Source organism: Streptomyces sp. NRRL F-2580, assembly GCF_000720115.1.
Taxonomy (GTDB): Bacteria; Actinomycetota; Actinomycetes; order Streptomycetales; family Streptomycetaceae; genus Streptomyces.
The window spans coordinates 108,878-134,269 of the sequence record NZ_JOIR01000037.1; the positions used below are offsets into that span (position 1 = coordinate 108,878).

At 73.3% G+C, this 25,392-nt stretch carries 26 protein-coding genes and 1 tRNA gene; 12 read left to right on the forward strand and 15 right to left on the reverse strand.

Annotated elements, in window-relative coordinates; all coding sequences use genetic code 11:
• Window positions 1-37: 37 nt before the first annotated feature.
• Window positions 38-499, reverse strand: coding sequence for a MaoC family dehydratase (locus IF88_RS0131780; protein ID WP_030720275.1), 462 nt, complete (start codon window positions 497-499; stop codon window positions 38-40).
• 180 nt (window positions 500-679) lie between these two features.
• Between IF88_RS0131780 and soxR the strand changes: the two genes are divergently transcribed.
• Window positions 680-1,123 carry a redox-sensitive transcriptional activator SoxR gene (soxR, locus tag IF88_RS0131785; protein ID WP_030720278.1) on the forward strand — a complete coding sequence of 148 codons (444 nt, stop codon included), beginning with the start codon at window positions 680-682 and terminating at the stop codon, window positions 1,121-1,123.
• Here the strand turns inward: soxR and IF88_RS0131790 are convergent.
• The 4 genes from IF88_RS0131790 to IF88_RS0131805 form a co-directional block, all read right to left on the reverse strand.
• Window positions 1,104-1,856: a 3-keto-5-aminohexanoate cleavage protein gene (locus IF88_RS0131790; protein WP_324617218.1), complete on the reverse strand. Its 753-nt coding sequence runs from the start codon at window positions 1,854-1,856 to the stop codon at window positions 1,104-1,106. The genes soxR and IF88_RS0131790 overlap by 20 nt on opposite strands.
• The gene (locus IF88_RS0131795; RefSeq protein ID WP_030720283.1) at window positions 1,853-2,434 is read right to left on the reverse strand and encodes a hypothetical protein; all 582 of its coding nucleotides are present in this window, start codon (window positions 2,432-2,434) and stop codon (window positions 1,853-1,855) included. Before IF88_RS0131795 ends, IF88_RS0131790 begins: the two co-directional genes overlap by 4 nt.
• Before the next feature lie 95 nt (window positions 2,435-2,529).
• On the reverse strand, window positions 2,530-4,011 hold the full coding sequence (locus tag IF88_RS0131800) for a serine-threonine protein kinase (RefSeq protein ID WP_199808166.1): 1,482 nt from the start codon (window positions 4,009-4,011) through the stop codon (window positions 2,530-2,532).
• 83 nt (window positions 4,012-4,094) lie between these two features.
• Window positions 4,095-5,414, reverse strand: coding sequence for an exo-beta-N-acetylmuramidase NamZ domain-containing protein (locus tag IF88_RS0131805; protein WP_030720288.1), 1,320 nt, complete (start codon window positions 5,412-5,414; stop codon window positions 4,095-4,097).
• 99 nt (window positions 5,415-5,513) lie between these two features.
• Here IF88_RS0131805 and IF88_RS0131810 point away from each other — a divergent pair, with 99 nt between their 5' ends.
• The 3 genes from IF88_RS0131810 (at window position 5,514) to IF88_RS0131820 (ending at window position 8,730) form a co-directional block, all read left to right on the forward strand.
• Window positions 5,514-6,287, forward strand: a complete 774-nt coding sequence (locus IF88_RS0131810; RefSeq protein WP_199808167.1) for an SDR family oxidoreductase — start codon at window positions 5,514-5,516, stop codon at window positions 6,285-6,287.
• Entirely contained in the window at window positions 6,272-8,056 is a 1,785-nt protein-coding gene (locus IF88_RS45855; protein ID WP_030720295.1) for an AMP-binding protein, read from the forward strand. The genes IF88_RS0131810 and IF88_RS45855 overlap by 16 nt, the downstream gene beginning before the upstream one ends.
• Before the next feature lie 68 nt (window positions 8,057-8,124).
• Window positions 8,125-8,730 (forward strand): TetR/AcrR family transcriptional regulator, encoded by a 606-nt coding sequence (locus tag IF88_RS0131820; RefSeq protein ID WP_030388725.1) that lies wholly within the window; start codon window positions 8,125-8,127, stop codon window positions 8,728-8,730.
• 4 nt (window positions 8,731-8,734) lie between these two features.
• On the opposite strand, the gene IF88_RS0131825 is transcribed toward IF88_RS0131820, so the two are convergent.
• Window positions 8,735-9,841 carry an alkene reductase gene (locus IF88_RS0131825; RefSeq protein WP_030720298.1) on the reverse strand — a complete coding sequence of 369 codons (1,107 nt, stop codon included), beginning with the start codon at window positions 9,839-9,841 and terminating at the stop codon, window positions 8,735-8,737.
• 53 nt (window positions 9,842-9,894) lie between these two features.
• Between IF88_RS0131825 and IF88_RS0131830 the strand changes: the two genes are divergently transcribed.
• Entirely contained in the window at window positions 9,895-10,263 is a 369-nt protein-coding gene (locus tag IF88_RS0131830; protein ID WP_030720301.1) for a MerR family transcriptional regulator, read from the forward strand.
• Between the two features lie 52 nt (window positions 10,264-10,315).
• On the opposite strand, the gene IF88_RS0131835 is transcribed toward IF88_RS0131830, so the two are convergent.
• The 7 genes from IF88_RS0131835 to IF88_RS0131865 form a co-directional block, all read right to left on the reverse strand.
• A complete protein-coding gene (locus IF88_RS0131835) occupies window positions 10,316-11,530 on the reverse strand; it encodes an acyl-CoA dehydrogenase family protein (protein WP_030720304.1) in 1,215 nt (404 codons plus the stop codon).
• 11 nt (window positions 11,531-11,541) lie between these two features.
• Entirely contained in the window at window positions 11,542-12,582 is a 1,041-nt protein-coding gene (locus IF88_RS0131840; protein ID WP_030720307.1) for a phosphotransferase family protein, read from the reverse strand.
• Between the two features lie 111 nt (window positions 12,583-12,693).
• A complete protein-coding gene (locus IF88_RS0131845; protein ID WP_030720310.1) occupies window positions 12,694-13,605 on the reverse strand; it encodes an MBL fold metallo-hydrolase in 912 nt (303 codons plus the stop codon).
• Between the two features lie 137 nt (window positions 13,606-13,742).
• Complete coding sequence (locus IF88_RS0131850; protein WP_030720313.1) at window positions 13,743-14,039, reverse strand: hypothetical protein; 297 nt, start codon at window positions 14,037-14,039, stop codon at window positions 13,743-13,745.
• A 128-nt stretch (window positions 14,040-14,167) separates the two neighbouring features.
• Window positions 14,168-14,485 carry a DUF202 domain-containing protein gene (locus IF88_RS0131855; protein ID WP_030720316.1) on the reverse strand — a complete coding sequence of 106 codons (318 nt, stop codon included), beginning with the start codon at window positions 14,483-14,485 and terminating at the stop codon, window positions 14,168-14,170.
• Window positions 14,482-14,880: a YidH family protein gene (locus IF88_RS0131860; protein WP_030720318.1), complete on the reverse strand. Its 399-nt coding sequence runs from the start codon at window positions 14,878-14,880 to the stop codon at window positions 14,482-14,484. Before IF88_RS0131860 ends, IF88_RS0131855 begins: the two co-directional genes overlap by 4 nt.
• A gap of 9 nt (window positions 14,881-14,889) precedes the next feature.
• Window positions 14,890-15,420 carry an NUDIX hydrolase gene (locus tag IF88_RS0131865; protein ID WP_420711015.1) on the reverse strand — a complete coding sequence of 177 codons (531 nt, stop codon included), beginning with the start codon at window positions 15,418-15,420 and terminating at the stop codon, window positions 14,890-14,892.
• Window positions 15,421-15,496: 76 nt separating this feature from the next.
• Between IF88_RS0131865 and IF88_RS0131870 the strand changes: the two genes are divergently transcribed.
• Complete coding sequence (locus tag IF88_RS0131870) at window positions 15,497-17,152, forward strand: FAD-binding dehydrogenase (RefSeq protein ID WP_030720324.1); 1,656 nt, start codon at window positions 15,497-15,499, stop codon at window positions 17,150-17,152.
• Window positions 17,153-17,329: 177 nt separating this feature from the next.
• Here the strand turns inward: IF88_RS0131870 and IF88_RS0131875 are convergent, their stop codons facing one another.
• On the reverse strand, window positions 17,330-17,755 hold the full coding sequence (locus IF88_RS0131875; protein ID WP_030720327.1) for an ASCH domain-containing protein: 426 nt from the start codon (window positions 17,753-17,755) through the stop codon (window positions 17,330-17,332).
• A gap of 266 nt (window positions 17,756-18,021) precedes the next feature.
• Here IF88_RS0131875 and IF88_RS0131880 point away from each other — a divergent pair, with 266 nt between their 5' ends.
• The 3 genes from IF88_RS0131880 (at window position 18,022) to IF88_RS0131890 (ending at window position 22,286) form a co-directional block, all read left to right on the forward strand.
• Window positions 18,022-18,969, forward strand: coding sequence for a hypothetical protein (locus IF88_RS0131880; protein ID WP_030720330.1), 948 nt, complete (start codon window positions 18,022-18,024; stop codon window positions 18,967-18,969).
• A 112-nt stretch (window positions 18,970-19,081) separates the two neighbouring features.
• Window positions 19,082-20,626 (forward strand): APC family permease, encoded by a 1,545-nt coding sequence (locus IF88_RS0131885; RefSeq protein ID WP_030720332.1) that lies wholly within the window; start codon window positions 19,082-19,084, stop codon window positions 20,624-20,626.
• A 220-nt stretch (window positions 20,627-20,846) separates the two neighbouring features.
• Window positions 20,847-22,286, forward strand: a complete 1,440-nt coding sequence (locus IF88_RS0131890; RefSeq protein WP_030720337.1) for an amino acid permease — start codon at window positions 20,847-20,849, stop codon at window positions 22,284-22,286.
• 140 nt (window positions 22,287-22,426) lie between these two features.
• Here IF88_RS0131890 and IF88_RS0131895 read toward each other — a convergent pair.
• A tRNA-Leu gene (locus IF88_RS0131895) sits at window positions 22,427-22,514 on the reverse strand.
• Between the two features lie 167 nt (window positions 22,515-22,681).
• Here IF88_RS0131895 and IF88_RS0131900 point away from each other — a divergent pair.
• The 3 genes from IF88_RS0131900 (at window position 22,682) to IF88_RS49440 (ending at window position 25,355) form a co-directional block, all read left to right on the forward strand.
• Window positions 22,682-24,007, forward strand: a complete 1,326-nt coding sequence (locus tag IF88_RS0131900) for a M20/M25/M40 family metallo-hydrolase (RefSeq protein ID WP_030720340.1) — start codon at window positions 22,682-22,684, stop codon at window positions 24,005-24,007.
• A gap of 129 nt (window positions 24,008-24,136) precedes the next feature.
• On the forward strand, window positions 24,137-24,370 hold the full coding sequence (chpH, locus tag IF88_RS0131905) for a chaplin ChpH (protein ID WP_030720343.1): 234 nt from the start codon (window positions 24,137-24,139) through the stop codon (window positions 24,368-24,370).
• Between the two features lie 157 nt (window positions 24,371-24,527).
• Entirely contained in the window at window positions 24,528-25,355 is an 828-nt protein-coding gene (locus tag IF88_RS49440; protein ID WP_030720346.1) for a chaplin, read from the forward strand.
• Window positions 25,356-25,392 lie beyond the last annotated feature (37 nt).

The following is a 25,392-nucleotide window of genomic DNA, read 5'->3' on the forward strand; positions in this document are numbered from 1 at the left end:
GGCCCCCTGCAGTAGTCGGCCGGGAGCGGCCCGTCCGTCAGAAGTAGTAGCGGGACACCGACTCGGCCACGCACACCGGCTTGTCGCCGCCCTCGCGTTCGACCGTCACGGTGGCCGTGACCTGCACGCCCCCGCCCGCCTCCGTGACCTCCGTGATCGCGGCCGTGGCGCGCAGTCGCGAGCCGACCGGCACCGGCGCGGGGAAACGGACCTTGTTCGTCCCGTAGTTGAGACCCATCTTCATACCCTCGACCCGCATGATCTGCGGCACCAGGACGGGCAGCAGGGACAGCGTCAGATAGCCGTGCGCGATGGTGGAACCGAAGGGTCCGCCCGCTGCCCGCTCCGGGTCCACGTGGATCCACTGATGATCGCCCGTGGCGTCCGCGAAGAGGTCGATCCGCTTCTGGTCCACCTCCAGCCACTCGCTGGGACGGAGTGGCGCGCCGATCCCGGCGCGCAGTTCCTCGGCGGACGTGAAGACCCTCGGCTCGGACATGCCCTGTTCCTGCCTCTCACGGCGACTGACGGACGACTGACAACGACTGACGGACGAATGACGGACGAATGACGGACGACTGACCGGCAAGTGATGGACCAGCAGCGGGCGAATAAGCGCTTGCTCAGCATGCTGGGACCGCATGTGTATGTCAACGGACCTCCGACTACCCTCGGCCGGGTGCCGCAGATTCCCGAGAAAGTCCACGAGCTCACCGTCGGCCAGCTGTCCGCCCGTAGCGGCGCGGCCGTCTCCGCACTTCACTTCTACGAGGCCAAGGGCCTGATCAGCAGCCGCCGCACCTCCGGCAACCAGCGCCGCTACACCCGTGACGCGCTGCGCCGCGTCGCCTTCGTGCGCGCCGCCCAGCGCGTCGGCATCCCGCTGGCCAGCATCCGCGACGCCCTGGCCCAGCTCCCCGAGGAACGCACCCCCACCCGCGAGGACTGGGCCCGCCTCTCCGAGGCCTGGCGCGCCGAGCTCGACGAGCGGATCATGCGGCTCGGCCGGCTGCGCGACCACCTCACGGACTGCATCGGCTGCGGCTGTCTCTCGATGAAGACCTGCGCCCTGTCCAACCCCGACGACGTCTTCGGCGAACGCCTCACCGGTTCGCGGCTGTAGCCGCCGAGGCGGCCGCGCCCCGCGGTGTCAGTTCCCGGGCCGCCGCCACCAGTTCGGCGGTCGACCGCGCCGGCCGCCCGTCCGGCAGGTGCAGTACGTCGCCCACGCCGGTGCGCGCAACCGTTCCGCAGCGCGCGGCCAGCCGCAGCACCGGCCAGGCGGCCGCCTCCCGCCCGTACACCAGGACCGCCGCCGGAGGCAGCCCGCGCAGCCCCGCCACCAGCGCCGGATCGGCCGCCGCGAGCTCGACCGCGAGCCGGACCCGTCCGGGATCGCGCACCGGCCAGGCCATGAACCGTGCCATCGGCTCCGGGCCGGCCGGTCCGCCCACCGGCACCACCGCGTCCACCGAAACCCCGCGCTCCAGCAGAGCCCGCCCCAGCTCCCCGGCCCCCGGCTCCCCGAAGTGCACCACCGCCCGGTCCGGCAGCACCGTCCACGAACGCACCCGCTCCAGTCGCCCCGCCGGATCGGGCTCGGCCCCGATGCCCGCGGGCACCGACAGCGGTACGTGGACCCCCGCGCCCCGCATCGCCGCCAGCACCGGCCCCACCACCCGCGGCGAGAGGCTCTCCCGCCCGCACGGGGTCCGCGGGTGCACCAGCACCTCCCCGGCACCGGCGGCCACCGCCGCCAGCGCCGACTCCGTCAGATCCGCCGGCGACACCGGCACGGCCGGGCCGTCGGCAGCGCTCCGGGCGCCGTTCACCGACGCCAGCAGCAAGGTCCTCACGCCGCCCCCGCCGCGGGCGTCTCCGCCAGCGCCGGTCTCGGCACGACGATCCCGCAGCCCGCGCACACCGGCCCGTCCCAGGCCCAGGCGCCTTCCCACGGACCCATCGGCGTCACGGCCGGCCACCGCAGTTCGGTGTCCCCGCAGACCGGGCACGCCGTCCCGGGCTCCGACTCCAGCGCCCGGACCAGCCGCCGCAGCACCTCGCCCAGCGCCCCCTCCGGCCGCACGCCCGGATCCGCGCACCGCACCACCGCGTCCCCGCTCCCGCCCCACGCCCACTCCGGCCGGCGCAGCCCGTCGTGCTTCTCCCGCCGACGCCGCTCCGCGAACTGGCGCTCGTACTCCAGCCAGACCGCCCGCGCGTCCTCCAGCTCCTCCAGCGCGGCGACCAGCCGCAGCGGATCCGCCCCCCGGTCCTCGGGGGCGATCCCGTGCCGGTCGCACAGGTGCCACCACGTGGCCCGGTGCCCATAGGGCGCGAACCGCTCCAGGCAACGGCGCAGCGAATGGCGCCGCAAGGCCCGGTCATTGCGCGCGTCGCGCACCTGGTAGGCCAGACTCCGGAATCCCGCCATCGCACCATCACCTCCGCCGATGTGCCCAACATGCCCTGCCCGGGCCGGGCGCATGCGGGGGCGGTCGAGGCGTGCGGGTGGCACATGGCCGGAACTCAGCGCCCCATGCGCCCCGCGGCCACCACCACCCGGGCCAGTTCCTCGTGGCAGATGTCGCTGTGCGCCCCCGAGGGGGCACCGCCGCGGCGGACCACAGCGCCCGCGTCCACGCTGACGCAACCGGCCGTCGGCACCCCCTCGCGCAGGGCGGTGGCGAGGCTCAGCCGCGGCGCGCCGGGCACCGCCTGCACCCCGTCGTGCCCGATGGCGCCCCACCGTTCGTCGAAGCCGAGCACTCCGGCCGAATCCCCTGCCATCCGGGAGGCCAGCGGGTAGAAGAGGCCGAGGGCCGAGTCGTGCGGGGAGTGGCAGGCCACCACCGGCCCGTCGACCCTGCGCTGGAGGCCGCGCAGGGCGCCGCCGTTGCTCCTGTCGTGCGGCAGCCGGTCGGCGAACGCGTAGTGGGAGAAGGCCCCCTGGAGCAGGGTCACGGACTTCACGTACCGGGCGCCGTCCGGCACCGCGCGCAGCGCGAAGGACACCACCCGCGCCCCGAAGCTGTGTCCGATCAGGTGGAACCGCACGGCCGGGCGCTCGCCCGCCAGCTGTGCCAGCACCGGACCGAGACCGCGCTCGCCGACCACACCCGCCCGCTTCTTCATCCTGTAGTACGTCGCCTGCCGCAGCAGCTCCTTGGCGCCGCCCCACAGACCTCGCAGGGCGCCGCCGACCGCGAAGGCCGACCCGTCGACCGCGAAGGCCGGCCCGTCGACCGCGAAGGCCGGCCCGTCGACCCCGAGGCCCGGCCCGCCGGCCGCCGAAGCGGCCCCCTCGCCGCCGCCGGCCGCCGCGCCCGCCGCGACCAAGGCGAGGGAGAGGGCCCGGCACACCTCCAGCACGTCGTCCGTGAAGAGGGCGGGAACCGCCGGAGCCGCCGCCGTGGGCACCGCGTCCACCCCCGCCAGCTCCCGTACGAGCGCACCGAACTCGATGAACGCCGCCGTCGACTCCGGCCGCTCCTCCAGCAGTTCCGCCACCCGGTCCAGCTCCGCCTGCCGTCCCGGCCAGAACTCCGCGAGCGCCCGCCGGGTGAGGGGGTCCAGCGCCGTGCCGAAGCCGGGTTCCCCGAGTGCCCCGGGTGCGTCGAAGTCGGGGATCGGCTCGTCGGAGAACCGCATGGAGGGCCATACGACGCCCACGTACCCCAGCCGCACCCCCGACCCCACCAGCCCCGGGAAGGGGGCGAAGAACCGGTCGTAGAGCCGGGTCGCGGTGGACCGGTCGCTGTTCCAGCCGTGCGCGAAGACCAGCACGTCCGTGGCCTCCATCCGGGCCACCGTGCCCTGCGTGGCCCGGTCCACGTCCCCTTCGGAGTCGAAGGTCAGCTCCGCGTACGGCCCGACGCCGATCCCGGCCGTGACCCCGAGCCGGTTCCCCGCCGTGAGCCCGGCCGCCGTCCCGGCCGCCGTGATCCCGGCCGCCGTGATCCCGGTCCCGGTCCCGAACCCGATGCCGAACCCGCCGCCGATGTCCGTCATGACGTCCCCCTCCACGCCGTGCCTCCGGTGCTGTCAGCATCCTGCTGACGCGCCCGCCCGGCCAGCCCCCCGGCGCGGTCGGCTCACTCGTAGAGGAGGTACTCCCCGCGCGTCGCCGCGAACCGCGCCAGCCCCGCCGCCCAGTCGCCCACGACCTCCTCCACCCCGGCCCCCGCGTCCACCATCGTCCGCACCCGGTCCGAGCCGGTCAGCCGGTCGATCCAGTGGTCCGTCCGCCAGCCGAAGCCGCCCCACGCCCGCCGCGCGGTGACCAGCAGCCCGATCCCCGCCCGTACCGGGTCGAAGGCCTCCCGGTCGTGGACGATCAGCCGGACCCCGCCGCACACCTTCCCCACGTGCTTGGAGAAGGTCGGCGTGAAGTACGCCTCCCGGAACCACACCCCGGGCAGATCCAGCGCGTTCGCCGCCTCCGCCCACCGCCGGTCGATCCCCTCCGCGCCCACCACCTCGAAGGGCGTGGTCGTCCCGCGCCCCTCGGAGAGGTTCGTCCCCTCGAACAGGCAGGTGCCGGCGTACGCGAGGGCCGTGTCCGGGGTCGGCATGTTCGGGCTCGGCGGCACCCAGGGCAGCCCGGTCTCCCCGAAGAACGACTGCCGCCGCCATCCGGACATCGCCACCGTCCGCAGCCGCACCGGACGGTCGGCCAGGAACTCGCCGTTGAAGAGCAGGGCCAGTTCGGCCGCCGTCATCCCGTGCGCGAGCGCGATCGGCTCCCGGCCCACGAAGCTCGCGTACGACCGCTCCAGCACGGGCCCCGCCGCCCGGCGGCCGCCCACCGGATTCGGCCGGTCCAGCACCACCACCGCCTTGCCGGCGAGCGCGGCCGCGCGCATGCAGTCGTAGAGGGTCCAGATGTAGGTGTAGAAGCGCGCCCCGACGTCCTGGATGTCGAAGACGACGGTGTCGACCCCGGCCGCCGTGAACACGTCCGCGAGCCGTTGCCCGCTCTTGTCGTACGTGTCGTACACCGGCAGCCCGGTCGCCGGATCACGGGAGGCCCCCTCGGAGCCGCCGGCCTGCGCCGTCCCGCGGAACCCGTGCTCGGGCCCGAACACCGCGACCAGGTCCACCCGTTCGTCCGCGTGCAGTACGTCGACCAGGTGGCGGGCGTCGGCGGTGATCCCGGTGGGGTTGGTGACCACCCCGACCTTCTGCCCGGCCAGGAGGGCGTACCCGTCCGCGGCGAGCCGTTCGAAGCCGGTACGCACCCGGTCCGCCGCCCGGGGCGCGCGGACCGGGCCCGCCGGTGCCGCCCCGGCGGCGCCCGCCGTCCCCACGGCTCCCACGGCGCCCGCCGTTCCCACGGCTCCCACGGCGCCCGCCGTTCCCACGGATCCCAAGGCCCCCGCCAGTCCCAGCACCCCGCGTCGCGACAGCGTCATCCGGCCACGCTACGAGTCCGGCCCCTTCCACCCGCACATACCGACTGGTTAGTCTGTCGCCATCCGGCATTGGACATCCGGCCTCCGGCCGCACGAAAGGTGATCCCCGTGAACGCGTACCAGGACCAGCGAGTCGTCGTCACCGGCGCGGGCGGCGGCATCGGCGCCGCCCTCGCCCACCGCTTCGCGGCCGAGGGCGCCACGGTGGTGGTCAACGACCTCGACCCGGCCAAGGCCGCCGCGGTGGCGGGCGCGATCGGAGCCCGGGCGATCGCCGTGCCGGGCGACGCCTCGGCGATCGTGGCCGAGGCCCGCGAGGCCCTCGGCGGGACGGTCGACGTCTACTGCGCCAACGCCGGGCTCGCCTCGGGCGGCGACGCCTTCGCCGACGAGGCCGTCTGGGAAGCGGCCTGGGACACCAACGTCATGGCCCACGTACGCGCCGCCAGACTGCTGCTGCCGGACTGGCTGGAGCGGGGCACCGGCCGCTTCGTGTCCACCGTCTCCGCCGCGGGACTGCTGACCATGATCGGAGCGGCCCCGTACAGTGTCACCAAGCACGGCGCGCTCGCCTTCGCCGAATGGCTCTCGCTGACCTACCGCCACCGCGGTGTCCAGGTCCACGCGATCTGCCCGCAAGGGGTGCGCACCGACATGCTGACCGCCGCGGGCTCGGCGGGCGAACTCGTCCTGGCGCCGACCGCGATCGAGCCGGATGCGGTCGCGGACGCACTGTTCGACGGCATGGAGAAGGGCCGGTTCTTGATCCTCCCGCACCCCGAGGTCGCCGACTTCTACGCAGCCCGCGCCACCGAGCCGGACCGCTGGCTGAGCGGCATGAACCACGTCCAGCAGAAATGGGAGACCCGGTGACCTCCTCCTACGCCGCCCGGCCCTGGCTCGGGCTGCTCGCACCGGCCCAGCGGGAGCCCGTCGCGCCGCCGCCCACCGTGCTGCACGCCTTCCGCGAGGCCGCCGCCCGGGCCCCGGAGCGCACCGCGCTCGCCTACTTCGACGGCCGGATCGGCTACGCCGAGGCCGACGCGCTCTCCGACTCCGTCGCCGGTCACCTCGCGGCGCGCGGCGTGCGCCGCGGGGACCGGGTCGCGGTCATGCTGCAGAACACCCCGCACTTCGTGCTGGCCGTCCTCGCCGCCTGGAAGGCCGGGGCCGTCGTCGTCCCGCTCAACCCGATGTACAAGTCCGGCGAGGTCCGGCACGTCCTGCGCGACGCGGGGGCCGCCGCGCTGGTCTGCGACGGCCGCGCGTGGACCGCGTACCTGGACGAGGCCGTGCGGGACACCGCCGTACGGACCGTCCTGACCGCCTCGGACCTGGACTTCCAGACGCGCAACGACCCCCGCGTCTTCGACCCGCGCGTCTTCGCCCCGCGCATTTTCGGCCCGCGGCCCGAACCGGACGCGTCCGGCCCGCCGGCCCTGCCCGGCCTGCCGGGCCAGCGCGGACCGGCCGCACCGGACGGGCCCGCCCCCGTACCCGCGTCCCCGCCCGGAGCGCACACCGCCGACCTCCTCACCGTGGCCCGCGGCGGGCGCCCCGCACCGGACGACCCGCGGCTCACCGCTGCCGACACCGCCCTCATCAGCTACACCTCCGGCACCAGCGGCACCCCCAAGGGCGCCATGAACCCGCACGGCGCGCTCACGTACAACGCCGTACGGCAGGTGACCTCCCACCCCCTCCCCGAGGGGGCCGTCTACTTCGCCCTCGCGCCCCTCTTCCACATCACCGGCATGGTCTGCGAGCTCGCCGCCTGCTTCGCCAACGCCGGCACCCTGGTCCTCGCCCACCGCTTCGAGGCGGGAACCGTCCTCGACGCCTTCCTCGAACACCGCCCCGCCTACACCGTCGGCCCGGCCACCGCCTTCATGGCCCTCGCCGCCCACCCCGCCGTCACCCCCGACCACTTCGCCTCGTTCCAGGTGATCTCCTCCGGCGGCGCCCCGCTTCCGCCCGCCCTCGTCGAACGCCTGCGCACCGCCTTCGGCTTCTACCTCCGCAACGGCTACGGCCTGACCGAGTGCACCGCCCCCTGCGCCAGCGTGCCCGTCCACCTCGAAGCCCCCGTCGACCCGGCCTCCGGCACCCTCTCCGTGGGCCTGCCCGGCGCCGACACCGTCGTCCGCATCCTCGACGAGCAGGGCGCCGAGGTCCCCTTCGGCGAGACCGGCGAGATAGCCGTCCGCGGCCCCCAGGTCGTGCCCGGCTACTGGGGGCTGCCCGCGGAATCCGCGCAGGTCTTCCCCAGCGGTGAACTGCGCACCGGGGACGTCGGTTTCATGGACCCCGACGGCTGGCTCTACGTCGTCGACCGCAAGAAGGACATGATCAACGCCTCCGGCTTCAAGGTCTGGCCGCGGGAGGTCGAGGACGTGCTCTACACCCACCCCGCCGTCCGCGAGGCCGCCGTGGTCGGCGTCCCCGACCCGTACCGCGGGGAGAGCGTCAAGGCCTACGTGAGCCTGCGTCCCGGGACCTCGGCCGAGCCGGCGGAACTGTCCGCCTACTGCGCCGCGCGCATCGCCGCGTACAAATACCCGCGCCAGGTGGAGATCCTGCCTGTCCTTCCGAAGACGACCAGTGGCAAGATCCTGCGACGGGAACTGCGCGATCGCGGCTGAAAACAGTCGGACGGTCGTACAGCTGGTCGCAGTGACCAGGCAGGAATCAGGAAGGGAAGGTCAGCGCCATGGCGGCCAGGACCACCGAACCCGCAGGCACGCACGAAGCCCCGGTACCGCAGCGGCTGCTGGCCGTCGCCACCCGGCTCTTCGCCGAGCGCGGCTACGACCGCACCTCCGTCCAGGAGATCGTCGAGGCGGCCGGGGTCACCAAGGGCGCGCTCTACCACTACTTCGGGTCCAAGGACGACCTGCTGCACGAGGTGTACGCGCGGATGCTGCGCCTGCAGCAGCAGCGGCTCGACGCGGTGGCCGACTCCGACGCGCCCGTCGAGGAGCGGCTGCGGGCGGCCGCGGCCGACGTGGTCGTCACGACCATCGAGAACCTCGACGACGCGATGATCTTCTTCCGGTCGATGCACCAGCTCAGCCCGGAGAAGTTCAAGCAGGTGCGGGCGGAGCGCCGGCGCTACCACGAGCGCTTCCGCGCGCTGGTCGAGGAGGGCCAGCGCACGGGGGTGTTCTCCGACGCCACCCCCGCCGACCTGGTCGTCGACTACCACTTCGGCTCCGTGCACCACCTGTCCACCTGGTACCGGGCGGACGGCCCGCTCACCCCGCAGCAGGTCGCCGATCACCTCGCCGACCTGCTGCTGCGCGCGCTGCGCCCCTGACGGGTCACCGCTCCAGCGCGGGGTAGTCGGTGTAACCCTCCGCCCCCTGTACGTACATCAGGGACTCGGGGCGGAGCTCGTTGAGCGGCGCGCCCGTGCGCAGCCGCTCCACGAAGTCGGGGTTGGCGAGGAAGCCCCGGCCCAGGGCGACCAGGTCGGCGCCCGCGGCCAGCAGCAGCTCGCCGCGCAGCCGGCCGCCGTCGGCGGCGACCTCCTCGTGGGTGAGCGCGGGATTGGCGATCAGCGTGCCGGGCCAATCCCGGCGGATCCCGGTGAAGGCGGCCTGGTCCGGGGCGGCGTGGACCTGGTGCAGATAGGCCGGTCCGACGTCCGCCAGGGCCTTGACCAGCGCCGGGTAGATCTCCTCGGTGTCGCCCTCGTCGACGCCGTTGACGTTCACTCCGGGCGAGATCCGTACGCCGACCCGCTCGGGGCCGATCGCCTCGGCGACGGCCCGCACCACCTCGACGGTGAACCGGATCCGCCCCTCCACGGACCCGCCCCACTCGTCGGTGCGCAGGTTGGTGTTCCGCGCGAGGAACTGGTGGAGCAGGTGGCCGTTGGCGGAGTGCACCTCCACGCCGGCGAAGCCCGCCTCGACGGCGTTGCGGGCGGCGTCCGCGAAGTCGGCGATGGTCGACCGGATGTCCTCGGCCGTCATCTCCCGGGGCGCGACGGCCTCCCGCAGCCCGCCGGGCGTGTGCAGCGGTTCGGGGAACCGCACCGCGGACGGGGCGAGCGGGACGTGCCCGCTGGTGTCGGGGTGGCCGACCCGGCCGCCGTGCTGGAGCTGGAGGAACATCCGCCCGCCGGCCGCGCGCACGGCCTCGGTGACCCGGCGCCATCCGGCGATCTGCGCCGGTCCGTGGATGCCGGGGATGTGCGGATAGGTCTGGCCGACGGCGTTCGGGGTGGTGCCCTCGGCGATGATCAGACCGGCCGAGGCGCGCTGGGCGTAGTACGTGGCCATGAGCTCCCCGGGGACCCCGTCGGCCCCGGCGCGGTTGCGCGTCAGCGGGGCCATCACCAGGCGGCTGGGCAGCTCCAGGCCGCCGAGGCGGGCCGGTTCGAAGAGGCGGGATGCGGTGGGAGCCTGCTGCGTCTGCGTCATGCCGGTACCGTAAAACCTGACATTGATGTCAGATTCAAGACCTGGGGTGGGCCATGCGGATCGGGGAACTGTCGGCGCGCACCGGCGTCGGCGAGCGTTCGCTGCGCTACTACGAGACCCAGGGCCTGCTCGTGTCCGACCGGACGCCCGGCGGCCACCGGGACTTCTCCGAGCGGGCCGTGGACCGGGTCATCCGCATCCAGGAGCTCTACGCGGCCGGCCTGAACAGCGCGAAGATCGCGCGGATCCTGCCGTGCATGCGGGACGAGGACGGCGGCCCGTCCGTACGTGCCACCCCGCAGCTGGTGGCCGAACTGTCCGCCGAGCGGGAGCGGATCGACCGGCTGATCGGCGGCCTCCTCCGCTCCCGCGAGGTCCTGGACGAGGTCATCGAAGCGGCGGCGGGCCGCGTCACCGCCTGACCCCCGGCCCGGCCGGCCGGGGGTCAGGCGGAAGGACGGCCCGCCGGGGTCTCTACATGTACTGCTTCAGCTCCCGCCGCGCCAGCGACCGCTGGTGGACCTCGTCCGGCCCGTCGGCCAGCCGCAGCGTCCGCGCCGCAGCCCACAGTTCGGCCAGCGGAAAGTCCTGGCTCACCCCGCCCGCGCCGTGCAGCTGCACCGCGTCGTCCAGGATCCGTACGACCGCCCGCGGCGTCGCGATCTTGATCGCCTGGATCTCGGTGTGCGCGCCCCGGTTCCCGACCGTGTCCATCAGCCAGGCCGTCTTCAGCACCAGCAGCCGCAACTGCTCCACCGTGACCCGGGCGTCGGCGATCCAGTTCTGTACGACGCCCTGGGCGGCCAGCGGCTTGCCGAAGGCGGTACGGTCCACCGCGCGCCGGCACATCAGCTCGATCGCCCGCTCCGCCATGCCGATCAGCCGCATGCAGTGGTGGATGCGGCCCGGGCCGAGCCGGGCCTGGGCGATGGCGAAGCCGCTGCCCTCCTCTCCGATCAGGTTCGCCCCCGGGACCCGCGCCCCGTCGAAGACCACCTCGGCGTGGCCGCCGTGGTCGTGGTCCTCGTACCCGTATACCGTCATGGCGCGCCGCACCTCGACCCCTGGGGTGTCGCGCGGGACCAGGATCATCGACTGCTGACGGCGCGGATCGGCGCCCCCCGGGTCGGTCTTGCCCATCACGATGAAGATCTTGCAGTCCGGGTTCATGGCCCCGGAGATGAACCACTTGCGCCCGGTGACCACATACGCGTCGCCGTCGCGCTCGATCCGCGTCTCGACGTTCGTCGCGTCCGAGGAGGCCACCTCGGGCTCGGTCATCGCGAAGGCGGACCGGATCTCCCCGGCCAGCAGCGGCTCCAGCCACTGCTTCTTCTGCGCCTCGTCGCCGAACTGCGCGAGCAGCTCCATGTTCCCGGTGTCCGGGGCGGCGCAGTTCGTCGCCGTCGGCGCCAGGTGCGGACTGCGGCCGGTGATCTCGGCGAGCGGCGCGTACTGGAGGTTGGTCAGCCCGGCGCCGTGTTCCGCGTCCGGCAGGAAGAGGTTCCACAGGCCCTGGCGGCGCGCCTCGGCCTTCAGTTCACCGAAGACGGCCGGGGTGTCCCAGGGCGAGGCCAGCCGTGCGCGCTGCTCGGCGGCGACGGGCTCCGCCGGGTAGACGTACTCCTCCATGAACGCGAGCAGCCGTTCGCGGAGTTCCTCGGTCCGGGCGTCGAATGCGAAATCCATGGGTGCGTGCCTCAGCCTTCCTGGAGTTCCTGCAGGGTGGTCAGTCCGTGCTCGATGAAGACCGGCACCAGTTCGCCGATCTGGTCGAAGCCCGCACCGACGGTCTGCCCGAGCGTGTAGCGGTAGTGGATGCCCTCGAGGATCACCGCGAGCTTGAACCAGGCGAAGGCCGTGTACCAGGCGATGCCCCCGGTGTCCCGGCCGGAGCGGGCGGCGTACCGCTCGACCAGCTCGGCGGGCGCCGGATGGCCGGGCGCGCCGCTCGTCGTACTGACCGGAGAGGCGGTCAGGCCCAGGTCCGAGCTGTACATCACGAGCAGCCCGAGGTCGGTCAGCGGATCCCCGAGCGTGGACATCTCCCAGTCCAGCACCGCCCGGATCGTGTCGTCCGGGCCGCCGATCAGGACGTTGTCGAGCCGGAAGTCCCCGTGCACGACCGTCGGGGCGGGGGAGACGGGCAGGGTGCGGCCGAGCGTGCCGTGCAGCTCGTCGATCCCGGCGAGCTCGCGCCCCCGGGAGGCCGCGAGCTGCTTGCCCCAGCGGCGCAGCTGCCGGTCGAGGAACCCCTCGGGCCGGCCGAAGTCGCCCAGGCCCACCGCCTCCGGATCCACCGCGTGCAGGTCGACCAGGGTGTCCACCAGGCCCAGCACCGCCCGCCGGGTGCGCTCCGGGCCGAGCGCGGCGAGCTCGCCGGCCGTCCGGTAGGGCACCCCGTCCACGTACTCCATGACGTAGAACGGCGCCCCGAGCACGGCCTCGTCCTCGCACAGCAGCACCGGCTCGGGCACCGGCACGGCCGTGCCGTGCAGCGCCTCGATGACCCGGTGCTCGCGCCGCATGTCGTGCGCGGTGGCCAGTACGTGGCCCAGCGGCGGCCGGCGCACCACCCAGCGGGCGGTCCCGTCGGTGACCTCGTACGTGAGGTTCGACCGGCCGCCTTCGATCAGCCGGCCACGCAGGGGCCCGGCGACGAGGCCCGGCCGCACGCGGTCGAGATGACCGCGCAGCCGCTCCAGATCCAGGCCGCGCGGGTCGGCCGGGGCTGAGGTCATGAGTGCGCACCTCCGTGCGGAGTGAGAACAGCGGAATGCCATCATGCCGACCAGTCGGTATGCCGTCCAGAGCGCGGGGCGAAAGAAGACCTTTCACCCGGCGATGTCACCTCACGCGTGACACAGGATCGGCGTTCCGCCGTTCATCACCGTCATGTCCCTCAGGACCGCCAGTATGTCCAGCGGCACGCCCTCCGGCTCTCCGGCCAGTTCCGCGTACGCCCGGTGCACGTTCGCCACCAGCCGCTCGCTCTCCCGCCACGCGCCGAACTCCCCCAGATCGGCCTGCTGGGCCACCTCCAGCGGGGACAGCCCCTTCGCCCGCCCCTCCCGGGCGAGCTCGGCCACGTACCGCAGGTAGCGCTCGGTGGCCTCGTAGGCCGAGGCGTCGGTCAGCGGCCCGTGGCCCGGTACGACCGTCTCCGCGTCCAGTGAGCGCAGCAGCTCCAGCGCCCGCAGGGAGCCGGCGAGGGAGCCCATCGCCAGGAACGGGGTCCCCTCGGCGAAGACCAGGTCCCCGGTGAAGACCACCCGCTGCCGGGGCAGCCACACGACCGAGTCCCCGGTGGTGTGCGCGACGCCCGGGTGGATGACCTGCACCTCCGTGCCGCCCACGTGCACGGTCGCCCGGTCGCTGTACGTGAGATCGGGCGCGGTGATGTCGATCGCGCCGAAGTCGGTGGCGGGCCAGATCAGCTCCAGCTGGTGCCCGGCGGCGAGCTGCTCGGCGCGCGCGCTGTCGTGCCCGAGGATCAGCGCCTCGGGGGTGAAGACGCCGTTGCCGTAGGTGTGGTCTCCGTGGTGGTGGGTGTTCACCACGGTGCGGGGGAGCGGCACCCCGGCCGCCAGGACCGCGTCGCGCAGCGCCAGGGCCCGCCGCTCGGTGGCGGCGGTGTCCACGAGCAGGGTCCGGCCGCCGTCGCTCACGAAGCCGGCGTTGTTCAGGCACCAGCCGCCGTCCGGCTGGACGTAGGCGTACACCCCCGGCGCGGGCTGGACGAGGTACGGCTCTTCGACGGGCATCTGGGCTCTCCCCGGGTCGCTTTGACGGGCGGTCAGCATCCTGCCAGCCGTCGTCGCGCCGGGGGAGAGCGGGTCTGCGGCGCCGCTCGGGGCGCCGGTCAGGGGCGCCGGTCAGGGGCGCCGGTCAGGGGCGCCGGTCAGTGGTCGTCGTAGTGCCCGTCGTGCGCGGCGTGCCGGTGCCCGTCGTGCACGTAGTCGACGTGGTCGCCGTGCTGGACCGCCTCGTGCCCGCAGTCCGAGCCGTGCGCGTGGTCGTGGCCCTCGTGGGCGGTGTGCCCGGTGGGCTCGCACTCGTCCCAGTGCCCCGAGTGCTCCCGGTGCAGATGGCCGTCGTGCGCGTAGTCGACGTGGTCGCCGTGCCGAACCGCCTGGTGCCCGCAGTCCGCGCCGTGCGTGTGCTGGTGCGTGGGGTGTTCGTGGTGCAGGGTCGTCATGCGGCCGAGATTAGTGCGGATCGCCGGGTATCGCCCGTTCTGTCCGGGCGACGCGCAAAACCGCGATCATCGGACCGGAGCGGCCGGGAGGCGGGGACGTGAGCCGCGGCCGCGGCCGGGGCCGGGGTTCAGAGGATCACCGCCAGCGCGAACAGCGCCAGCGCCACCGTGCACCCCGCCGCCGCCAGCGCCGCCCGCGGCGAGAGCGCCCGGGGCCGGTCCGTCGCCAGCGCCCGGATCCGGCGGTGCGCCACCCCCAGGAACGCCAGCCAGAGCAGGGCGGTCACAGCGGCTCCCGCGGCCGTCACCGGCGTACCGGACCCGTGCAGGGCCTGCCGTATCCCCAGCACCGCGACCACCGAGCAGGCCAGCGTCGTACGCCGCCACGCCAGCCGGGTCCGTTCCGGCTGGAGCCCGGCGTCGCGCGTCTCCCCGTAAGTGGTCACCGGCCCCGCGTCCAGCCCAGCAGCACGACCATCACCATCGCCACCGCGACCAGCCCCACCCCCAGGCTCAGCACCACGGGGAACCGCGACAGCGGCAGGTCCTCGCCCCGCCGCATCGCCCGCTCGCACCGCACCCAGTGGTTCACCGCCCGCAGCGCACAGGCCGCGCCCACCGCGAGCAGCGCGACGGACATCCCGACCCGCACCCCCCAGCGCAGGTCAGGCAGGAACTGGTCGACGGCGAAACCGCCGCCCACCAGGGCCAGCGCGGTCCGGATCCAGGCCAGGAAGGTCCGCTCGTTGGCCAGCGAGAAGCGGTAGTCGGGGGTCTCGCCCTCGTCCCTCAGCCGCGCGGGTGCGAACCAGAGGCGCACGTCCTTGACGAAGTCGATCACCCGGCCAATCTACTGGCCCGCCTCCCGGAACCCGCGCAGCCGCCGGTAGGCCTCCAGCCCGTCCGGCACCCAGGCCCAGTCCCCGTCCTCGACCCGCCGGCCCAGCTCCTCCTGCGTGAGGTGGGTGTGCCAGTCGACCTCCGACACCTGGGGGGCCACCGGCAGGTCGCACCGCACCTCGTGCACGTACGACCACCAGGCACCGCCCGGGCCCTCGTACAGGAACTTGAACAGCGGCTTCGGCTGCGGCAGCCCCCGGACGCCCAGCTCCTCCCCGGCCTCCCGCAGCGCGGCCTGCGCGTAGGTCTCGCCGGCGCCCAGCACCCCGCCCACGAACATGTCGTAGTGCGAGGGGAAGACGAGCTTCGACGCCGTGCGGCGGTGGACGAAGATCCGCCCCTGCGCGTCCCTCGCCTGCACGAACACGCAGCGGTGGATCAGCCCGCGGGCGTACACCTCGCCCCGCGGGGCCTGTCCGGTGACCCGGTCCTCCCGGTCCACCACGTCCAGTACTTCATCAGCGGCACTCACATGGTTCATCCAACCACCCCTGTTGACTGGTTACCGCTCCGTAGCCAAGGATCTGCCCCACCACCGACGGAGGACGGGTAGCCGCATGACGTACGACGCAGACGTGATCGTGATCGGAGCCGGGCTCGCGGGCCTCGTGGCCACCGCCGAGCTCGTCGACGCGGGCCGCAAGGTCATCCTGCTCGACCAGGAGCCGGAGCAGTCCATCGGCGGTCAGGCGCACTGGTCCTTCGGCGGCCTGTTCTTCGTGGACTCGCCCGAGCAGCGCCGGATGCGGATCAAGGACAGTCACGCGCTCGCGCTCCAGGACTGGCTGGGCACCGCCGGCTTCGACCGCGAGGAGGACGCGTGGCCGCGCCGCTGGGCCGAGGCCTACGTCGACTTCGCGGCCGGTGAGAAGCGCTCCTGGCTGCACGCCCAGGGCGTCCGCTTCTTCCCCGTGGTCGGCTGGGCCGAGCGCGGCGGCTACGACGCCAACGGCCACGGGAACTCCGTCCCCCGCTTCCACATCACCTGGGGCACCGGTCCCGGCCTGGTGGCGCCCTTCGAGCGGCGCGTCCGGGCCGGCGTGGCCCGCGGCCTGGTCCGGTTCGCGTTCCGCCACCGGGTCACCGGGCTCTCCGCCACCGCCGGCGCGGTGGACACCGTCACGGGCGAGATCCTGGCCCCGTCCGGGGCCGAACGGGGCACCGCGAGCAGCCGCGAGGTCACCGGGGCCTTCTCCCTGCGGGCCCAGGCCGTGATCGTCACCAGCGGCGGCATCGGCGGCAACCACGACCTGGTGCGCGCGCAGTGGCCCGCCCGGCTCGGCACCCCGCCGCGGCGGATGCTCTCCGGGGTCCCGGCGCACGTGGACGGCCTGATGCTGGGCATCGCGGAGGCGGCCGGCGCCAGCCACATCAACAAGGACCGGATGTGGCACTACACCGAGGGCATCGAGAACTGGAACCCGATCTGGGCCAGGCACGGCATCCGCATCCTGCCCGGCCCGTCCCCGCTGTGGCTGGACGCCACGGGCAAGCGGCTGCCCGTGCCGCTGTTCCCCGGCTTCGACACCCTCGGCACCCTCGACCACATCATGAAGACCGGGCACGACCACACCTGGTTCGTGCTCAACCAGCGGATCATCGGCAAGGAGTTCGCGCTCTCCGGCTCCGAGCAGAACCCCGACCTCACCGGCAAGTCGATCCGCGACGTGATCACCCGCGCCCGCCAGGCCGTACCCGGACCGGTCAAGGCGTTCATGGACAACGGCGCCGACTTCGTCGTCGAGCGCGACCTGTCCGCCCTGGTCCGCGGGATGAACGCGGTGACCAAGGAGGACCTCCTCGACGAGGCCGCCGTCCGGGGCGAGATCGTGGCCCGCGACCGCGGGATCGCCAACCCCTTCACCAAGGACCTCCAGATCACGGCCATCCACGGCGCCCGCAGGTACCTCGGCGACAAGCTGATCCGCACGGCCGCCCCGCACCGGATCCTGGACCCCGCCGCCGGGCCGCTGATCGCGGTACGGCTCTCGATCCTGACCCGCAAGTCCCTGGGCGGCCTGGAGACCGACCTCTCCTCGCGCGTCCTGACCGGGGCGGGCGAGCCGCTGCCGGGCGTCTACGCGGCGGGCGAGGCGGCCGGGTTCGGCGGGGGCGGGGTCCACGGCTACCGGGCCCTGGAGGGGACGTTCCTCGGCGGGTGCATCTTCTCGGGGCGCGCGGCGGGCCGCGCCGCGGCCCTCGCGACCGGCTGACGGCCCCGTCGTCCCGCCCGCCGGGCCCGTCGTCCCGCCGGCCGCCCCCGTCGTCCCGTCGGCCGGGCACGTCGTCCCGCCGGCCGCCCCCGCGGGCCGGTCCCCTCGGCCGGGTCCGCCGGGCCGGGTCCGCCCGGCGGCTCCCGCCGCGCGGCCCGACCCGGCCGCAACGTTCCGTCAGGCCAGCCGCTCGATGACCCGGAACCGCTCCGCGATCACGAGGGTGTCGTCGTCGACCGTGAACCCGGGGTCGCCGACGGCCGCGCGCACCGGCTCGCTGTGCCAGAAGTCCTCGTGTGCCGTACGCCATTCGGCCACGGACGAGAAGCCCTTGCCCTCGTCGAGCGCGTGCGCCAGCCCGACGTCCCCGAGCCGCAGCACCTCCACGGCCGTCACCTCCACCACCGCCACCCCCTGCTCCCCGGAATCGACGAGCAGGGAACGGGCGCCCGGCTCCGGCAGCGGCTCGCCCTCGGCCTCGTACTCCGCGAGCAGGCCGGTGGTGCTGGTCTTGGCCCCGCTCAGCACGGCCGCGACCAACTGGTCGCGCAGCGGGCCGGGGAACCCCAGCAGGTAGGGAGGCAGATCGTCACGAGTGGTCATGGGGCCACCCTACGAGGCCGCCGCCGCGACCTCCCGAACCCGCACAACCAGCCCAACTCGCATCACCATCGGTGCAGTTGAAACCCGCCAGGCAGTGGACTGGACCTTGACTCGGAGGCGTGCGTACCGCTTTGCTGTGCGTGATCACCGGTGCGCTCACCGGCACGATCCCCCGAGCACCAGGCCGAACCGCTCGCGTGCGCCCTGCGCGCGTTTCCGGCCGCCGCCGACCTTCGTCCGCCCGCGTCCTGGAGGGAAACCCGCGGATGTCCCCGCCTCCGCCGCCCCTCGGCCGCGCCCGCAAGCGGGAAGCCCAGCTCTTCGACCCGGCCCTCTGCGACGCCGAACTCGTCGACGTCCGCTCCCAGTTCACCCAGGGCCGCTGGGCCAGGGCCCGCGCCCTCCTCGTCGGGACCGGCGACGACTGGGACCGCCGGGCCCACCGCGTCGTCGTCCTCGCCCAGACCCCGGCCGCCACCGCCTGGGCCCGCGAATGGCTGCTCGCCGAGCCGGAGAGCGCCGACGCCGCCACCCTCCTCGCCTGCGCCACCGTCTTCACCGCCCTGCGCCACAAGGGCACCCCCGCCGCCGCCGAGGAGGCCTGCCGCCGGGCCGCCGCTCTGCACCCCGCCGACCCCACCCCCTGGCTCGGACTGCTCCTCCTCTCCCGCGTCTTCGGCAGCGAGGAGGAGTTCAGCCGCCACTTCGACCAGGTCCGGGCCCGCCACCGCGAGCACCACCACGCCCACCACCTGATGGTCGCCCGGCTGGCCGAGCGCGCCCTCGCCTCCGGCCAGGACCCGCTCCACGAGGTCTACGACTTCGCGGCCTGGGCCGCCGAGGAGTCCCCGGCCGACTCCCCGCTCGCCGTGCTCCCCGTCGTCGCGCACGCCGAGCGCTACCGGGTCCTCGCCGCCACCCACGGCCACACCTCCGAGACGGCCGCCGCCCACTGGGCCGGCCGCCGCGCCCGCCAGGTCCTGCGCTCCGCCTTCGACTGGTGGCTGGAGTGGGAGCGCGACGACCACCCCCGCAACCGCGTCGACCTCAACTTCCTCGCCCACGCCAAACTCTGCGAGGGACGGCCCGCCGAGGCCGCCGCCCTCTTCCACCGGATCGGCAGCCACGCCACCCGCGCGCCCTGGTCCTATCCGGACCGGGACCCGCAGAAGGCCTTCCTCGCCGCGCGCAGCGTCGCGCTCGGCACCGCCTGACACCGAAACGCCGGCCCCCCGAAGAACAGCGCCCCGAGAGAACCGCACTCCCGCAGAACCGCGCCACGAAGAACCGCCCCCGAGAGAACCGCGCCCCCGAAAGGACGCCGCCATGCCGACGGGCAGATCCACCACGCTCCAGGACCCGGCAGAGATCCGTACGTACAAGGGCCAGGACCGCGCGCTGCGCGCCGACCGCCTCGGCACCGCCGGCCTGCTCCTGTCCGTACTCGCAGCCAGCGCGCCCCTGATGGTCGTCGCTGGTGTCATGCCCACGACCTTCGGGGTCATGGGCATCGTCGGCCAGCCGCTGCTCTTCGTCATCCTCGGCGCCGTCCTCGCGCTCTTCGGCATCGGCTACGCCGAGATGAGCCGGCACGTCCACAACGCCGGCGCCTTCTACGCGTACATAGCCCGCGGCCTCGGCCCCACCGCCGGCGCCGGTGCCTCCTTCGTCGCCCTCGTCGCGTACAGCGCCATGCAGTGCGGGGTCTACGGCATCCTCGGCTTCGAGATCTCCGGCCTCTTCGCCACCTACCTGGAGATCGAGGTCTCCTGGTGGATACCGGCCCTGCTGGCCGTCGCCCTCACCGGCGCGCTCGGCTGGCTCAAGATCGACCTCAACGCCAAGGTCCTCGGGGTCCTCCTCCTCATCGAGTGCGCCCTCGTCGTCGCCTTCGACCTCGCCGCTCTCGCCGAACCCGGCGCCGAAGGCCTCTCGCTGCACGCCTTCAACCCCGAGACCCTCAGCGGAGCCGGCCTCGGCACCGCGCTCTGCTTCTGCATCGCCGCCTTCGTCGGCTTCGAGCAGTCCCCGGTCTACGCCGAGGAGACCAGCGAGCCGCACATCGTCGTCTCCCGGGTGATGTTCCTCGCCGTCGGCTTCGTCGCCCTCTTCTTCGCCCTCAGCGCCTGGGCCCTCACCGTCGCCACCGGCCCCGCCGAGGTCGTGAAGACCTCCGCCGAAGCCGGCCCCGGCCTGCTCTTCCAGCTCACCGAAAGCCGCCTCGGCGCCACCTTCACCGACGTCCTGCACGTCCTCTTCGTGACCGGCATGTTCGCGGCCATGCTCAGCTTCCACAACGTGGTCGCCCGCTACGCCTTCGCCATGGGCCGAGAGGGACTGCTGCCCGCCGCCTTCGGACGGACCAACGCCGGCACCGGCGCCCCCGGCACCGGCTCCCTCCTGCAGACCGGCATCGCCGCACTCGTCGTGATCGCCTTCGCCGTCACCGACGACCTGCCCGCCGGCGACCCCACCGCCCCCGTCCTGCACCTGTTCACCTGGATGGGCAGCGTCGGCGCCCTCGGCGTGACCCTCCTCATGGCCGCCGCCTCCTTCGCCGTCATCGCCTTCTTCGTCCGCCGCGGCACCGCCGGCGCCCAGGTCTGGCGCCTCGTCGCGGCCGGCGCGGCGGGCCTCGCGCTGCTCGCCATCGCCGTCTACACCGTCAAGGACTTCGGCGTCCTCGTCGGCGCGGGGAAGGGCTCCGCGCTCAGCTGGGTCCTGCCCGCCATCATCGGCGCCGCCGCCGTGGCCGGCCTGCTCTACGGAGCGCTGCTGCGCCGCAGCCGTCCCGAGGTGCACGCCCGCATCGGCCTGGGCAACGAGGCCTTCCGCCTCGACCAGGCGGCAGGGGCCGGCACCGCCGACTGACCTCGCTTTCGAGCCCCTACGAAGCCCCCGACGCACCTTTCCAAGGTCGTCGGGGGCTTCGGCGTACGAGGGGCCGATTTTGGCGGCTGGCGGACCCTCATGGTCTCCTGGGGCGACAAATTCACCGGACCGCGACACAGGGGACACCACCCAGCTCCCCTGCGCCGTGGAACGGACCTGCCGTCCGACCCCCACGAAGGCGAAGTCATACATGAGTGACCTGAGTGACCGCACCTTGACCGAGGCTCCCGCCCCGGCGTCTTCCCGCCATGTCGACGCCGGTGACGAGGGCTACAGCAAGGACCTCAAGTCCCGCCACATCAACATGATCGCGATCGGCGGAGCGATAGGCACCGGACTGTTCCTCGGCGCCGGCGGCCGCCTCGCCGGTGCGGGACCCTCCCTCGCGATCGCCTACGCGGTCTGCGGAGTCTTCGCCTTCTTCGTCGTCCGTGCGCTCGGCGAGCTCGTCCTGTACCGCCCCTCCTCCGGTGCCTTCGTCTCCTACGCCCGCGAGTTCATGGGGGAGAAGGGCGCCTACACGGCCGGCTGGCTGTACTTCCTGAACTGGTCGACCACCACGGTGGCCGACATCACGGCCGCCGCGACCTACGCCCACTTCTGGTCGATGTTCACCGACGTCCCCCAGTGGGTGCTCGCGTTCATCGCCCTCGCCGTCGTCCTCACCGCCAACCTGATCTCGGTGAAGTACTTCGGCGAGATGGAGTTCTGGTTCTCCCTGGTCAAGGTCGCCGCCCTGGTGATCTTCCTGATCGTGGGCATCTGGCTCGTCGCCACCAGCCACGAGATCGGCGGCCACACCCCGGGCCTCTCCTCCATCACCGACAACGGCGGGATCTTCCCCTCGGGAGTGCTCCCGATGCTCCTGGTGATCCAGGGCGTGGTCTTCGCGTACGCCTCCGTCGAACTCTGCGGCGTCGCCGCCGGCGAGACCGAGAATCCCGAGAAGATCATGCCGAAGGCGATCAACTCGATCATGTGGCGCGTGGGCCTCTTCTACGTCGGCTCGGTCGTCCTCCTCGCCCTCCTGCTGCCCTACACCGAGTACAGCTCGGACCAGAGCCCCTTCGTCACCGTCTTCGACAAGCTGGGCGTCCCCGGCGCCGCCGGAGTCATGAACCTGGTCGTGCTCACCGCGGCCCTCTCCAGCCTGAACTCCGGCCTCTACTCCACGGGCCGCATCCTGCGCTCGATGGCGGTCTCCGGCTCCGCGCCGAAGTTCACCGGCCTCATGAACAAGGGCAGGGTCCCCTACGGCGGCGTCCTGTTCACCGCCGCCTTCGGCGTCGCGGGCGTCGGCCTGAACGCCTGGATGCCGGGCGAGGCCTTCGAGATCGTCCTCAACCTCGCCTCCATCGGCATCCTCGGCACCTGGGCGATGGTCATGATCTGCTCGCTGTTCTTCTGGCACCGCGCGAAGAACGGGCTGGTCGAGCGCCCGTCGTACCGCCTGCCCTGGGCCCCGTACACGCAGATCGTGACCCTGGTCTTCCTCGTCACGGTCCTGGTCCTGATGTGGAGCGACGGCGGCGTCGGCCGCACCACCGTCATGTTCCTCCCGGCCATCGCGGCCGCCCTGGTCGGCGGCTGGTTCCTGGTCCGCGGCCGCGTGGCCGAGATCGCCGCCTCCCGCGACTGACCCCCGGGCCGATACGACCAAGGACCCCGCCAACCGGCGGGGTCCTTCGTCGTACGCGCCCAAGCCGTCGATCCGGCACGGCCGGGCACCCGAAAGTCCGGGAAACGCAGAGAACCCCACACGAAGTGGGGTTCTCTCACTGGTGTCCGAGGGGGGACTTGAACCCCCACGCCCGATAAAGGGCACTAGCACCTCAAGCTAGCGCGTCTGCCATTCCGCCACCCGGACAAGGTGTCTGTCTCGCGTCCCTCGCGGGCCGTTCCGACGTGGAAAACATTACCAAACATTCCGGGGTCCTCGATCACACCCCCCGACGGCCGGGGATCGCCCTTGGGGAGAGCCGCCCGGGGCGCGAGGATGGAGGTGTTCGGTACTGATCAGTGGGAGGAAGCAGCGTGAGCGAGTCGAGCGCGGGCAGGACCGTCTCCGGCGAGGACGAGGTAGTCGACCTCTGCCGGGACCTCATCCGGATCGACACCAGCAACTACGGAGACCACTCGGGCCCCGGGGAGCGCAAGGCGGCGGAGTGGGTCGCCGAGAAGCTCGCCGAGGTCGGGCTGGAGCCGCAGATCTTCGAATCGCACAAGGGCCGCGCCTCGACCGTGGCGCGGATCGAGGGGGAGGACCCCTCGCGGCCGGCGCTGCTGATCCACGGGCACACCGACGTGGTTCCGGCCAACGCCGCCGACTGGACGTACGACCCGTTCGCGGGCGAAATCGCCGACGGCTGCCTGTGGGGCCGCGGCGCCGTCGACATGAAGGACATGGACGCGATGACGCTGGCCGTCGTCCGCGACCGGATGCGCAGCGGCCGCAAGCCCCCGCGCGACATCGTGCTGGCCTTCCTCGCCGACGAGGAGGCGGGCGGCATCTACGGGGCCCGGCACCTGGTCGACAAGCACCCCGGCCTGTTCGAGGGCGTCACCGAGGCGATCGGAGAGGTCGGCGGCTTCTCCTTCACGGTGAACGAGAACCTGCGCCTCTACCTCGTGGAGACCGCCCAGAAGGGCATGCACTGGATGCGGCTCACGGTGGAGGGCACCGCGGGCCACGGCTCGATGACCAACAACGACAACGCCATCACGGAGCTGTGCGAGGCGGTGGGGCGGCTCGGCCGCCACCAGTGGCCGGTGCGGGTGACCAAGACCGTACGGAGCTTCCTGGACGAGCTCTCGGACGCGCTCGGGACCCCGCTGGACCCGGACAACATGGACGAGACCCTCGCCAAGCTCGGCGGCATCGCCAAGATGGTCGGCGCGACGCTGCGCAACTCGGCCGCCCCGACGATGCTCGGCGCCGGCTACAAGGTCAACGTCATCCCCGGCCAGGCGACGGCCCACGTCGACGGCCGCTTCCTGCCGGGCTACGAGGACGAGTTCTTCGCCGACCTGGACCGCATCCTCGGCCCGCGCGTGAAGCGGGAGGACGTGCACGGCGACAAGGCGCTGGAGACCGACTTCGACGGCCGGCTGGTGGACGCCATGCAGGGCGCCCTGAAGGCCGAGGACCCGATCGCGCGCGCGGTCCCGTACATGCTCTCGGGCGGTACGGACGCCAAGTCCTTCGACGACCTCGGCATCCGGTGCTTCGGCTTCGCGCCGCTCCAGCTGCCGCCGGAGCTGGACTTCGCCGGGATGTTCCACGGCGTGGACGAGCGCGTGCCCGTGGACGGACTGAAGTTCGGCGTGCGGGTGCTCGACCGATTCCTCGACAACGCCTGAGAATCGGGCAGGTGTGTGCATTCCACTGAGAAGAGTGAATGCACTCATACGCTCGTAGCCCTGGTGATCCCTCCTCGTTACAGGTGGTGCGGTCCGCGGCTGGGACCGCATTGCCTACTAGGAGGAATAATGATCAAGAAGGTTGTCGCCGCTGCGGCTGCCACTGGTGGCCTGGTTCTCGCGGGTGCGGGCCTGGCTGTCGCCGACGCGGGTGCCCAGGGTGCGGCCATCGGCTCCCCCGGTGTCCTGTCCGGCAACGTCGTCCAGGTTCCGGTCCACATCCCGGTGAACGTGTGCGGGAACTCCGTTTCCGTCATCGGCCTGCTGAACCCGGCCTTCGGCAACACCTGCGTCAACGCCTGACGCGTCTGAAGTCTTGGGCCCCGGAGCGCATCCCAGCGCTCCGGGGCCACCGGGCTTTCCGGCCCGGATTCTCACCTTCGGCGTACCAGGCGGGGGAGCCTGGACGGCCGGGCCGCCGCGAGGCGGCCGAAACGCACTCACCAGGGGACGAGTACAGATGCGACGACCGGCACAGGTCACCAGGAAGACCCTGATCACCGTGGCTGCCGCAGGGGGTGTCCTCGCGATGGGCGGGGGCTACGCACACGCGGACTCCCACGCGACGGGGCACGCCGCGAACTCTCCGGGACTGCTGTCCGGGAACAACGTGCAGGCGCCCGTGGACGCGCCGGTGAACGTCTGCGGGAACACGGTCACGGTGGTGGGAGGCCTCAACCCGGCCTTCGGGAACCACTGCGCCAACGGCGGCCACGGCAAGCCGGGCAACCCCGGTCACCCGGGCAACCCCGGTCACCCGGGACACCCGGGCGGGGGCGACGAGCCGTGTGACGACCACCCGGGGAACCCCGGAAACCCCGGCACGCCGGGCGGCGAGAACCCCGGCAACCCCGGAAATCCGGGCACGCCGGGCGGCGAGACACCCGGTAACCCGGGCGGCGAGACCCCGGGGAACCCGGGCAACCCCGGCACCCCGGGTGGCGAGACGCCCGGCACCCCGGGCGGCGAGCTTCCCGGGAACCCGGGCACTCCCGGTACGCCGGGCGGTGAGATCCCGGGGAACCCGGGGAACCCCGGCCACCCTGGTACGCCGGGCACGGGCACCCCGGGTACGCCGGCCCACCCCGGCACGGGTTCCGTCACGCCCGTCACCCCGATCACGCACCCCGGTCCGGGGACCGGCACGCGGACCGGCGGCGACGCCGGGCAGTCGGCCCGTCTCGCCGCCACCGGCTCCGGTGACGTCCTCACCGCCGGCCTCCCGATCGCGGGCGGCCTGCTGCTGGCGGGCAGCGTGCTCTACCGGCGCGCCCGCAACGCCGCCTGACGGCTGCTCAGGACGCGGGCCCCGCCCCCGGGGCCCG